Annotated in this window: 14 protein-coding genes; all 14 read right to left on the bottom strand. The window is 65.0% G+C overall.

Going from position 1 to position 11,438, the window contains the following annotated elements; translation table 11 throughout:
* Positions 1-63: 63 nt before the first annotated feature.
* The 14 genes from SPF06_RS01080 to SPF06_RS01015 all read right to left on the bottom strand — a co-directional run bounded on the left by SPF06_RS01080 (position 64) and on the right by SPF06_RS01015 (position 10,455).
* A complete protein-coding gene (locus tag SPF06_RS01080) occupies positions 64-513 on the bottom strand; it encodes a hypothetical protein (protein ID WP_323277076.1) in 450 nt (149 codons plus the stop codon).
* A gap of 3 nt (positions 514-516) precedes the next feature.
* Positions 517-1,041 (bottom strand): hypothetical protein, encoded by a 525-nt coding sequence (locus SPF06_RS01075; protein WP_323277075.1) that lies wholly within the window; start codon positions 1,039-1,041, stop codon positions 517-519.
* On the bottom strand, positions 1,042-2,064 hold the full coding sequence (locus SPF06_RS01070; RefSeq protein WP_323277074.1) for a phage tail tube protein: 1,023 nt from the start codon (positions 2,062-2,064) through the stop codon (positions 1,042-1,044). It abuts the gene before it with no gap.
* Positions 2,061-2,309 (bottom strand): hypothetical protein, encoded by a 249-nt coding sequence (locus SPF06_RS01065; protein WP_323277073.1) that lies wholly within the window; start codon positions 2,307-2,309, stop codon positions 2,061-2,063. The genes SPF06_RS01070 and SPF06_RS01065 overlap by 4 nt, the downstream gene beginning before the upstream one ends.
* A gap of 11 nt (positions 2,310-2,320) precedes the next feature.
* Positions 2,321-2,806: a hypothetical protein gene (locus tag SPF06_RS01060; protein ID WP_323277072.1), complete on the bottom strand. Its 486-nt coding sequence runs from the start codon at positions 2,804-2,806 to the stop codon at positions 2,321-2,323.
* Positions 2,806-3,648 (bottom strand): hypothetical protein, encoded by an 843-nt coding sequence (locus tag SPF06_RS01055; RefSeq protein ID WP_323277071.1) that lies wholly within the window; start codon positions 3,646-3,648, stop codon positions 2,806-2,808. The genes SPF06_RS01060 and SPF06_RS01055 overlap by 1 nt, the downstream gene beginning before the upstream one ends.
* Positions 3,649-3,651: 3 nt before the next feature.
* Positions 3,652-3,891, bottom strand: coding sequence for a hypothetical protein (locus tag SPF06_RS01050; RefSeq protein WP_323277070.1), 240 nt, complete (start codon positions 3,889-3,891; stop codon positions 3,652-3,654).
* The gene (locus SPF06_RS01045) at positions 3,888-4,430 is read right to left on the bottom strand and encodes a hypothetical protein (protein WP_323277069.1); all 543 of its coding nucleotides are present in this window, start codon (positions 4,428-4,430) and stop codon (positions 3,888-3,890) included. The genes SPF06_RS01050 and SPF06_RS01045 overlap by 4 nt, the downstream gene beginning before the upstream one ends.
* Entirely contained in the window at positions 4,427-4,918 is a 492-nt protein-coding gene (locus tag SPF06_RS01040; protein WP_323277068.1) for a class I SAM-dependent methyltransferase, read from the bottom strand. The genes SPF06_RS01045 and SPF06_RS01040 overlap by 4 nt, the downstream gene beginning before the upstream one ends.
* Positions 4,919-4,925: 7 nt before the next feature.
* On the bottom strand, positions 4,926-6,317 hold the full coding sequence (locus SPF06_RS01035) for a phage major capsid protein (protein WP_323277067.1): 1,392 nt from the start codon (positions 6,315-6,317) through the stop codon (positions 4,926-4,928).
* A 152-nt stretch (positions 6,318-6,469) separates the two neighbouring features.
* Positions 6,470-7,207, bottom strand: a complete 738-nt coding sequence (locus SPF06_RS01030) for an HK97 family phage prohead protease (RefSeq protein ID WP_323277066.1) — start codon at positions 7,205-7,207, stop codon at positions 6,470-6,472.
* Complete coding sequence (locus SPF06_RS01025) at positions 7,207-8,478, bottom strand: phage portal protein (RefSeq protein ID WP_323277065.1); 1,272 nt, start codon at positions 8,476-8,478, stop codon at positions 7,207-7,209. The genes SPF06_RS01030 and SPF06_RS01025 overlap by 1 nt, the downstream gene beginning before the upstream one ends.
* 11 nt (positions 8,479-8,489) lie before the next feature.
* Positions 8,490-10,034, bottom strand: coding sequence for a hypothetical protein (locus tag SPF06_RS01020; protein ID WP_323277064.1), 1,545 nt, complete (start codon positions 10,032-10,034; stop codon positions 8,490-8,492).
* Positions 9,973-10,455, bottom strand: a complete 483-nt coding sequence (locus SPF06_RS01015; protein WP_323277063.1) for a hypothetical protein — start codon at positions 10,453-10,455, stop codon at positions 9,973-9,975. Before SPF06_RS01015 ends, SPF06_RS01020 begins: the two co-directional genes overlap by 62 nt.
* Positions 10,456-11,438 lie beyond the last annotated feature (983 nt).

The raw sequence follows: 11,438 nt of genomic DNA, 5'->3' as shown, positions 1-11,438 counted from the left end.
ACTTGACGGCATCCAGATAGCGGAGCCACATGTCATAGGGCATCGACCAGACCGTCTGGTGCGTTATCCCTGGCCAGTGGTGCGAGACGAAGACGATGTTCGAGTAGACCGACTCTTCGACGTCTTCGATGAGGTCTTCGCCTTGGTTCCGGCTACGGCTCGGGCGGCGTCCTGACCTGAACCCGTCGGATCTTTTGGGGCCGCAGCATCATCCTCTGCTGGTGCGTCCCCGCCGACCCATCGGATCGACTCGATTCGGACGTGCGAGGCCTCCTCAAAGGTCACGGCCTCACCGGAATTGCGCCGGACGAGCCAGAGGAACGCTGACCACGCCTCGAGCTGATCGACATCCTCGAGGATGTCGAGGAATGTCCCGAGATTCCGGATCCGCTCAGAGAGTGTCTTGATCCCGAACCCAGCCGACTGGAGGAGTTCCTTCGCGGTACCGAGCTCGGTCCGGTAGATCACGCCCTCGATGTCGTAGGCGATACCGTTGATCTCGATCTGCTTCACGCGCTATCCCTTCGCGATATCGTCGGACGCCTGCTTCATGGCGAGGAAGAGTGCCGCGCGCATCTCGACCGTTGTCTTGCTGATTGGGCCGTAGAACCAGTCGAGGCCGTGCTGCTTCGCCCATGCCTTCTTGTTGCCGAAGACGGGGTGGCGGAAGGTCTTGAGCCGGTACACCCGGTTCATGCCCTTCTGGTTCTCAGCGAGGTATCGGCTGCTGGAGACGATGCGGACGCCTCGCCTGCCACCGAGGGCAACGCGCGTTCCCTTGGCGATGCCTTCCCGGAGGCCCGTGTGGCCATGATTGCGGCCGAACTGCTTCTCCTTGCGGAGCAGGACCGCAGATGCAGTCCGCTGGTCCGCCTTGGGCGGGTTCGCGGCGCGCACCGTCTTCTTGGCAGCCTCCGACCCGACGCGACCCGCCTCGCGGAGGCCCTTATTCACGCGCCGCTGTACCTTCGGCCCAGCCTCCTTGGCCATGCGCCGGAGCTTGGCGATTGACTCCGGCGAGAGCTGCACGCCGATGGCCAATCAGACCGCCGTGTCGAGGGTCCGCAGGCACACAGTGACCGGGGACGCACCAGAACCGTTGTCGAGCACGTCGAAGTCGATCGACTGCTTCACGACGCCGTTCGTCGCATTGGGCAGGTCGCCGTTCGTGCGGATCGCCGGAATGTAGACCTGAAGCGTGTTGAAAATGCCCGTCGCGATCGACGTGGCAGACGTGAACGTCAGCACCACGGCCAGCGACGTCTGATTCAGGTAGGCGTCACGCATCGTGGTCGAGTCGAACTCGACGGTCATCTTCCCCTTGATGTCCGCCATGCCGCCGACCACAGGACGCCGGCTCTGCCTGCCGCCCCCACCGTACGTGAAGCCATTCGTGTCGAGCTTGGAATCGATCGAGAGCGAGAAGTCCACCACATCGCCCACAGACGTGCCGCCCGAGGCGAGCGCCGTCGCAGTCGGCGCAGTCGGGGTGCCGCCGATCGTGATCGCGCCTTCGGAGAAGAAGAAGACCTCATTCGAGGCGACATAGGACGGCGCCGCATACGCGGTCGCCGTGTCAACCTGCTTCGCGTTCCACGACGTCTTCAGCTTCACGACGTCGCCCTGCGATGAGGACAGCTCGCCCTTCGTGCACACCGCGCCCCAGAAGGTGTGTGCCTGAGCCGCGCCACCGCCGAGGAGCGGAATGCCCTTCTGAATCGTGTACGAGTTGAGCGGATCAGACGTCGCCAGCGTGAAATTCTGCTGATACGCCGGGGCCGTCAGAGCTGTGGACACGGAGGCACCCAGAAGGGCTTCGAGGAAGATCCCGCAGCCGCGGGCCGCCATCTCGATCTCGATGTCGCCCTCAGCCCACTGCTTGCCGAGGACTCGGCGCTCGACGCGCCCGACGCGAGAGCCGACACGGAAGCCCTGCCCCTGCTTGATGTCGAGCTTCGCCTCGAGCGACTCGGAGAGGAACTCGGGGAAGTGGTCCGGGGTCACGCCCGTCCCGTAGGTGGTCTCCTTCTTGAGACCAATGCTGGAGTCGAGCTGTGTGGTCACGCGGTCTCACCCTTTCCGGCGTCGTCGGGAATGCTTGCGGCGGGTTCCTCGGCCGGGGCTGCCGCGCTGAGGGCCTTGAGGAACGCCTCGGCGGCCTTGTCGCCGGGCGCATAGTTCAGGGGCTGGATGAGCAGGAGCGCCGCATGCGCCTCGTCCACATCGACCACCTCGCCCGACTTGACGAACTGGCCGAGCAGGGGGACGTCGAGGTCCCCGAACGGGGACACGTTCTTGATCTTGATCACTGGGGCGCTCCTTAGATGCGGGTCTTGACATCGACGGCGAACACGACGCGGGCCTGTGGGCCTGCGTTCTCAGTCGGCTCCTGGAAGAAGTCCTCGACGCGGATCGCAGCGACGAGATACGGGGCGACACCGGAGAGGAGCCCCAACGATGGGTCCGATGGCTTAGGCCTGACCGCCGCATCCGCAGAGTTCACCAGCGCGAACGCAGCGTCACGAGCCGACTTGTACGACGTGCCGTCGCCGAGTGCCACGGCGGCGCAGATGATCGAGAATTCCTCGTCCCGTGCACGGTTGCCGATCGGCCCCCAGTCGACGCGCCTCACGTTCGCGGACGCGAATGCGCTCTCCTCAACGCCGGCCGCGTCATAGCCGACGAATATCGCCGCGCGGTAGTTGTCCTCCGGGACTGGGCCGTCCCAGACGGTCAGCGCTGCGGCCCTCCATGTCGAGATCAGGGCGTCGATCGTCGCAGGGATGCGAGACGCGACCGTGGCCATCAGGCGATCCCCGGGAGCGGGGCGCCGAGGATCTCGACAGCCTTGCGCGGCACGGCATACGAATAGCCGGGAACGTTCACCGTGTCATCGCCCGATGTCCCGCCCATGCCTGGCATGAAGCCGCCCGAGGAGCCGCGGTGCGTGCGCCACAGGTGCTGCACGATGATCGCCGTCGCGAGGATGCAGGTATCTGGGATGATCGGCTGCCCTGCCGTGTAGACGACGGTGACCCGACCGGTGAGCGCCGCATTCCCCGTCAGAGCCCACGTGCGCCCGTCCGGCTCCACGTGGAGCTGGGAGCCGGTCCACGTAGTGTTCGCCGGGTCATCGACCTTCGTCACGGACGTGATCGCGACGACAGGGATGTGCGAGAGGATCACGGCGTGGTCGATGTCCGTGGCCCGTAGCTCTTCTGTGAAGGACCGTGAGACTAGGGTGCGGCCCGTCAGGCTTTCGACGATGGCCGACGCTGTTCCGAGATACTTCCGAAGTTCCTCAAGTTCAGAGTTCGTCGGATTGACGATGCTGAGCTGGTCGAGGATGTCCTGCACCGGGACGATGTAGCCCGGGTCCGCTGGCAGGACATTGAAGCTCTGCGACTGCGCGCCGGGATTGCCTCCCGTAGCGACCCAGCGGGCCGTATGGCGTCCCGACTGGGTGGTCTGGTAGTCGTAGAGGTAGACGCCGGTCTGAGCCGGTGGATTCGTCACAGTCGGGGAGACGGCGGACCCGTCCGGAAGCGTGATCGTCAGTGTCACCGAGGTCGCATTCGCGAGGGTGATCCCATCCGGCATATAGTCCGACCAAGTCAGGCGGATGACGTCGCCGAGATCCGTGGCCATCGGCTACTCCTTCAGCGTGGCGGCCCTGCGCCTCGGAGCGGGGGACTCGGGCGTCTCAGGGGCTGACTTCACGACGGCGCGCTCTTGGATGCGGACGAGTCCGCCCGTCTGGTCATCGAAGTTCCAGCCGTGCCGTGTGAGCTCCTCGACAACGCAGATCGTGATATGGGCCGCTCCGGCCTGCACGCAGCGCCGGTACTCTTCCGCGAGCGCGCGGACGTAGGGTGTGGGGTCGTCGCTCATGAGCCCATCCGTTCGATCGGGAAGTGGAGGTGCACGGGGCGGACATCCCACGCGATCGGCGTCTCGAAGGAGACCGTGTTGGAGTGCCATGCCGAGAAGGAGCCGTCCGAGAAGTGGCCGGGTGCGACGTCGGAGTAGTGCCGGAGGATATCGCGTGGCAGATAGACCATGCCGAGGCCGAAGAGGTGACACGTCGGTTCGCCCTCGTCCACGAAACGGCACGTGGCCTTGATCGCCGGGTAGTGATAGGCGCGGTGCGCCCATGGCGCGTTCAGGATCGGGTCGTTCGACCCGGTCGGCGCCCACAGCCGGTACGGGGCGACCCGCACACGGTCAGGCTCGGCCTCGCAATGGGCAACGAACCGCTCGATGGCGTCCTTGTCCACGGCGATGTCCCACTCCAGGAGCAGGAGATCGTCCGGGAAGGCGTCAGCGAGGCCCCGATAGTCGTAGGTCTCCATCTCGAAGCGCGGGAGGTCGTCCTGCACGTATGCCCGTCCGCCCGGGACCGTCTTCGGAAAGGAGCGGATGATCTTCAAGCGATGGCCTCCGCGTAGACGTCGCCATGGTGGCGGACGTAGGTGATCTCGTGGTGGGAGAAGCAGGACAGCCAGCGGGTGAGCGCGAGGGGCTCGACATTGCCGTAATACTCGCCCTCGCGCACATCAAGCCCGTCATGGCCCGAGTGGGGCGCGCGCGGAGGGGCGGCGGCGGTGAGAAGAAGCCGGCCGCCGGGCTTGAGGAGCCTGCGGCATGCCTTGACCACCCCTGCCGCGTCGGGCGCATGCTCGAGAACCTCGGCGCACACCACGACGTCGGCGAGGGCGTCAGGCTCCCACTCCCGGATGTCGCAGACGACATCGACTTCCGGGCCGGGGTATAGGTCGACGCCGATGATCCTTTCGGCGTCGAAGAGTGGGCGGACGGAGCCATTGATGTTCCGTCCGCCCACATCGACGAGGAGCCCGATGCGACCGAGGCCCTGCGCGTGCTGCGTGAGCCAGTTCAAGGCCTCGGCGTGCATCATGCTCCTATCAGGTGAAGCTCGGGGCAGTAAGGCCCGCCCCCGAGATCTGCGTGATGCCAGCGGGATAGCGGCCCGCGGTGAACGCCACGTAGTTGTAGACCTGAAGGACGACCTCAAGGTTCTGGCCCTTGACCTCCATGAGGGCCCGCGTGCGGACGCCGCCCTCGAAGAGGATCGAGTCAGAGGCGCGCAGGACGAGGATGGTGTCCTGGTTCGTGCCCGCGCCGAGGTTCGTCGGGATGTTCGGGTCTGTGATGACCGGCAGGCCCTGCACGTTGCCGACCACGCCCTGAGACGCGACATCGGAGAGGATGCCGCCCGCATTGACCGGCCCCTGCACGTTCGGAAGGAACAGCGGGCGGCCCTGCGAGTCGCGCGCGGCGAGGAGGCCGCCCCAGCGGCGCGGGTGCATGATGATCGCCGTCGGCGGCTGGAAGCGGCCAGTGTGGACGAGCTGGATCGCGTTCGCGATCGCGGCGTACATCGTGCCCGCGTTCTGCGTGGTATCCGAGTACGTCACCGTCTGGATGCCCGAGGTGTTCAGGATTCCGAGCACCTGCCCCGACGCGCCAGAGCCGTTGATGACCTGCAGATCGAGGCGCTGATTGTAGTCCGCCACGAGATCCTGGAAGACCACCTGATCGAAGTTGACCGGGCTCTGCTCGATGAGCTGGAGCGCGATCGACTGCTGGCCGGCGATGGTCTTGACGCCCGCCTGCACCGACGTGTCGGTGAGGTCCGTCTCGTTCACAGCCGCGTTGTCCGCCGTCTGGACCGCAGTCGCGGTACCAGTGGCGATCTTCGGGATGTTGATCGAGTCCGTACCGCCGGGAAGCGCCTGATTCGACACGGCGTTCGCCGTCGCGCGGCCCGGACGGGCGAGCGCGATCCACTCGTTCATCATCCAGAGCGGGGGCGTGAAGTAACCGCCAGTGCCGTCCGTGCGGTTCAGATCGGCACGGGTTTCGAGGTCGATTTCCCGCGAGTGCCGCTGGAGGCGGGCGAGCGCCGTGCCGTCGTCGCGGTTCGACTGAACGAGAGCGAGGTCGCGGAAGTAGGAGCGGCCATTGCCCTTCTCGTAGGTCACGCCCTCCTTGGTGACCTCGACGCTCTGACGGGCCTTGCGGACCGCGATCGCGCCGGCCGTCAGCGTGGTCTCACGCTGGCGCTCCTCCACGAGCGGGTTGATGCGCTCGTCGAGGCTCTTGATGACCTCGTCCTTCTCGGCGATCTGAGAGGTGAGGGTGCGGAACTCGGTGTCTTCCTCCTCCGAGAGATCCTCGCGGACCTCCTGCTCGGCGAGGTCGGTGATTGCCTTGCGCTTGGCCACGAGGCCCTCGCGCGCCTTGGCCTCGTTCTCGCGCTTCGCGAGGAGGCGGGTAAGCAGCTCGTCAGACATGACGAACTCTCCTTGTCTCCCTGAAAGGGGACTGGAAGGGATTGGGTACGTGCCGCCCTACAGCGCGCTCCGCATCCCAGTGCCAGGGCATGACGGAGACCCCGCGCTCCAGTGCCAGGAGCCGGGGTGGGGGTTCGTCGGGATATTTGGGTCTAGATGGCCGAGAGGCGCTTGGCCTCTGCGAGGCTCAGCGTCTTCTTCTTCGGCGGGTCGATACGCTGAGCCAGCTTCGCAAGGCGAACCTTCGCGAGCGCGCGCTGATCCGGTGTGAGATCAAGGCCGCGCAACTCTTCGAGGGCCTCGTCCTCACCCAGCCCTGCGACATACTCGAGCGCGCGGAGCATGTTGATCTCGAGGCTCGTGTTCGGATTGGCCCCATAGTTCACGATTGAGACGTCGCCGCCGTGAAGACTGACCTCAATAAGGGTCCGGTAGTGCCCCATGTCATCGAGTTCGCCCTTGGCATTCCGCCAGACGTCGGCCTTCGTCTTGAAGCCGAATGACATCTCGCTCAAATCGCCGCGTTCCACCTTCGTAAGGACGCGCTGGACGTCCGGATCGCGGGTGTCGAGGTCCGTATTCACAAGGAGCCCATGCGAATCCGTATTGAGATGCAGCGTGCCGGAGCGGGTTGCCGCCAGAGGGAGACCATCGTGATTCACGAGCATGTGCACGGAAGGGTTGGACTTCAGCGTCACATTGAACGCGCCGGGATCTACGCGCTCCTCGAAGCCGCCCTTCGACGGTCCGCCGTAGAGGTCATATCCCTTGTTGAACACCGAGGCATAGCCCGAGAAGTGCACCGTTGAGCCCGCGTTAGCGCGGAACTCGAACTCCTCCATCGGCAGCGCACGGCGCTCGGGAGCGTCGACGAGCTTGCTGCGGTCCATCAATTGCCCTCCTCGCTCGGAGCATTCGTTGGCTGCTGCACAGGCTTCAGTTCGCCGATGGGATTCTCATCGACGGTCCCAGCGCGGGCTTCCTGGACCATGACAGCCAGCGGCGTGTAATCGTCGCCCATGTCCGCCGCGATCGGCGCCATGTCTTCCTTGGCGCGCTGCTCGTTGATGTTGGAGAAGCCGATGTTGCGCTGGATCTGGTAGATCTGGAACCGGGCCAGCGAGTCCATGCGGATCAGGCCGTCGGGGTTGAACTTCACGACGTGACCGCGGGGCGTCAACTCCGAGAATGCCGCCTCGAGCTTGTCCAGCCAGCCGCGCAGCGAGAACGAGACGAAGTTGATCCCGTGCTGCTCGACGTTGTGGTAGGTCATGCTCTTGCCGCTGTCACCGCCGATCATCTCCGGCGGGATGCCGTAGACAACCGCGATCTGCGTCGCCGTCAGCCGCATCGTCTCGACGAACTGGGCATCCGAATGCGGGATGGTGAACGGCTCATAGGACCAGTCATTTCCGTAGACCAGCGGCTCGTGGGAACGGATCGCCTGCACGATGCGCGACTTGATCACCTGGGCGTCGGCCTGGGAAACCGTCTGCTCCTTGTTCTGGAACTGACCCGGCGGGATGCCGCCGCCCTTGAACCAGTCAGACTTGTACTGCATCGCGTCAAGGCCGATCCCCACGCTGGAGGCATACGCGCCGAGAGGCGAGAGGCCCCAGACACGGCCCGGCATCGTGAACCACGGGATGTGGACGACATCCTCATTCGGCAGCTCGTGGCCCATGTAGGTGAAGATCGGATTGGTGTACGATCCGCGCTCGCCGAGGTTCGGGAGCGAGTCCTGCACGAAGACGAGTTCAGGCTTGAGCCACTCGATCCTCGTCGGGTATTCAAGGTAGTCGCGCTCGGTGACGACGCCGATCGCGTTGCCCGTGAAGGCTAGGCTGATGACCGCCCTGTAGATCCAGTCATAGGCCGTCCCAGTCGCCGAAGGCTTGGCGAAAAGCGGCGAAAGCCGGGTCCGTACGCGCGAATCGCCGCGCATCGCGAACTCTTCGAGCGGAAGCCCGGCACACGACGTCGCAAGGAGCCTGCCGGCGGCGAACACGGGGGCGAGGCGCACAGCCTCGAACTCCACAGCCTCATTGACCACCGAGGGCCCATACCGCAGCGGGTAGTTCACCGAGGAGACATCGAGCGTACGCTCCTCAGGCTTCGCTGCCTTGGACTTCTTCCGGAAGGGTTTGCTGAACAGAGCCAACGAGCCCCCTCTCAGAACACGGAATCAAGCAGGTTGTAGGACCGGGCCCTGACCAGATGCGCGCGGGACTCATAAGCCCACCGCGCGAGCGTCACGGCGACGAGCGGGGACGTATCAGCGCCGGCTTCCTTGCGCGCCCAGACGAGCGAGTCGCCCGTGAGCTTCGTCTTCGACCCGGCGGCCGATGTGTCCAGCTCGGACTGACCGACGTGCCGGAATGAAGACTGCCGCGCAGCATCCAGGAACTGGCCCGTCGCCGCAGACATCTCGGACCACGATGCGACGGCGAGGTCGCCACGCTTCGGCTTCTCGGCATCCTCGGGACGCTTTATTCCACGCTTGCCGAGGTCAACCTCAATCGAGTCTGCAGTCGCCTTGCCCATCGCGATCGCGATCGGGTCGAGGGACTTGCGCCACTCCTCAATGCGCCCGATAAGCCAGTCGGTTCCGGGGCGGTAATCCACGATCTGCACATGGCCCTTGCCGTCCTTGCGGAGCCCGTACAGGGCGATAGCCGCATAGTCGCGCTCCGGAGCAATATCCACAGCGATCGCAACATCACCATCGCGGCGCGACTCCTTGTCCAGCATCAGCTCGCGCCATGCGGTCATGTCGATCGCGCCCCCGGTCGCCATCTGCTTCGGCCAGAGCCCGAGCACCTCGCGCCCGAAGCCCTTCCGGGTCATCGATCCCTCGGGCGGGCATAGCGCCTCGATCGTCTCCAGCGTCACGCGACCACGACCGAGACCCGGACACGTCTGCGCCCACAGTTCATGGTCGTGGATGTCAATCGAGTCGATGGACTCAAGATCGCCCGCAAGCCCCCAGTCTCGATAGCCCAGACGAGAGGATTGCGACTCTGCGCGCTTCCGCAGCGAGTACATGACCTCGCCCGTGTCGCCAGTCAGTGGCGGCGACGACAAGTAGATGGTCTGCGCATTCGGCTTCGCAATCAGCGTCGGCATGATCGCGTCCTGCTGCTCAGCGGTATATGCGAATGCCTCGTCAATCACGTTGACATCGGGGCTGAAGCCGCGCAGACCACCCTTGGACCGAGCGAAGAAAAGGATGCGCTTGCCCGTGTCCAGACGCTCGAAACCGCGCTCGGTGTTGGAATTCCACACCTTGATCACGACGCCATCGACGTCGATAGTCTCCTCGGCGGCCTTGCGGTGCGAAACGCCAAGGCCGCGGAAGACGGAGCGGATGCGGCGGAACGCCTGGAGGGCCGTATCGTACTTGTGCGCGGACCACGTGATGTCCTCATCGAGAACAAGCAGGCCGAGGACGACACGCGCCTCGCCGAGGACCCCCTTGCCCTGCTGGCGGGCGACCCACTCGGCATACTCATAACACGCCCACTTGCCATCCGGGCGGATCGAGAGCATGAGGTCGAGGCCATCGCGCTGCCACTGCTCTAGAGGCTTGCCGGCTGCTTCCATCAGGTCGGCAGCCAGATCTCCATCAGAATCGACTATGTCGGCCGGACGAAGCTCAACCCGCGGGCGTTCCGCCCCGAGCAGCACGCTTGGCGGCGAGGTCGGCAAGGACGCCACCGCCCTTCTTATCCTGCGGCTTCTTCGACGAAGGCAGGCCCTTCACCAGCTCGGCCACGATCCCCTTGAGGGCCGTTGCCTGCTCGCGCGCCTCAGACAGTGCCTTGTCGATATAGACGGTTACCTCCGTCTGGTCCTCGTTGGCGTGGAAGCGCAACCAGTCATGTCCGTCGAGCTGGCGGTCAAGCCTGTCGAGCCGGCCGACGATCCGGCAGGCCTCGACAGCGAGGGGCTTCATGAGCGGAGTGAGGTCACCGTCAGCAGTAAGGGCTGCCCAGAGTTCCGCGGCAGCCTTGGACTCGGGCCCAATGTCCACAGCCGGGACGTCGAGCGCCTTGCAGCGGCCGGGAATGCAGAGACCGTGATCTCCGGCCATATGATGCCGATATCGGCGCTTGCGGAGGGTGTCGGAGTCCGCCACGCCGGGCCTCCTTTGGAATGTCCACGCTGGCCGGAAAAATTCATGGGGAGAAAAATGAGCGCGACCGGCGGGTCTACTCGGGAATGCCATTCAAAAAATACCCCCGGTGGGTGTGCCGCGCTGCAGGGTTGGGCTGCCTGACACCTCCCGGCTGGCGGCTCGGGTTCGGCATTGCCGCGCTCGTTCAGCCTTTGCTTGCTGGTTCGCCTCGTTGCGCACACTCACGCACTCGCATGTCGTCATGTACGTGGTGTGGGTAATACCCACCGGCTAAACCACCCCCGGAAACCATCCCCCAGTAGGGTCCCCCTGCCCGCTCCATGCGGCTAGACGCCGGGTCCGGACTCAGCCTTTGCCTGATGGCTTCGGCGTCTGCGGGTGCTTGGGGTGGTGTGGCCACTTGGGGTGCTTGGGCCAGTGTCCGTGGTGCGGGTGCTTGGGGTGCTTGGGCCACTTGAGCTTCACGCCTTCGTGTGCTTCGACCACAGCACTCACCGCACTTTCAGATTCGACTGGGGTCCTCCGCTACGTAGCCGCGGGGTGCCCCCCTGCCGACAGGTCCGCATGGGCGGCCGTATTTGCATGAGCATTCGGCTCGGGTGATGCTGCGCAGTCGGTTGGACCTGGTGCTGTTGCAGCCGTAGTGGGCGAGCCTGACCTGTGCGCGGTCGTATTCGTTGCCGCCGTGCTGGAGCTGGATGAGGTGGTCTGCGCTGCGGCTCATCGGGTGCGCTCGGGGGATCGTCTGGTCAACCCATCGCCCGCAGATCCAGCACAGTTCCTCTTCTTCGTAGACACGTGCTGCTACGGCCCGCCAGCGGTGATCTGCGGTGCGGTGGGTGCGGCTCACCGGTATCGGTCCCACCCGACGGGCCACCACAGCCGAGCCTTGTGGAAGGATGCCCACAGCCTGAGCCAGATGGTGGCGACCATGGCCAACCTCCCCCTCTGGGCATGAGAAAAGGCGGTGTGTGTCTGGATCA

It is taken from the genome of Sinomonas terricola (assembly GCF_034931225.1).
GTDB classification, from domain to species: domain Bacteria; phylum Actinomycetota; class Actinomycetes; order Actinomycetales; family Micrococcaceae; genus Sinomonas; species Sinomonas terricola.
The sequence above is the reverse complement of the archived record's forward strand: the minus strand, read 5'-3'. Positions and strand labels throughout refer to the sequence as shown.

Coding starts and splice junctions, on each gene's coding strand:
- SPF06_RS01050 (WP_323277070.1), bottom strand. CDS start 3,891: ATGAGCGACGACCCCACACCCTACGTCCGCGCGCTCGCGGAAGAGTAC.
- SPF06_RS01040 (WP_323277068.1), bottom strand. CDS start 4,918: ATGATGCACGCCGAGGCCTTGAACTGGCTCACGCAGCACGCGCAGGGC.
- SPF06_RS01030 (WP_323277066.1), bottom strand. CDS start 7,207: ATGGACCGCAGCAAGCTCGTCGACGCTCCCGAGCGCCGTGCGCTGCCG.
- SPF06_RS01035 (WP_323277067.1), bottom strand. CDS start 6,317: ATGTCTGACGAGCTGCTTACCCGCCTCCTCGCGAAGCGCGAGAACGAG.
- SPF06_RS01055 (WP_323277071.1), bottom strand. CDS start 3,648: ATGGCCACGGATCTCGGCGACGTCATCCGCCTGACTTGGTCGGACTAT.
- SPF06_RS01060 (WP_323277072.1), bottom strand. CDS start 2,806: ATGGCCACGGTCGCGTCTCGCATCCCTGCGACGATCGACGCCCTGATC.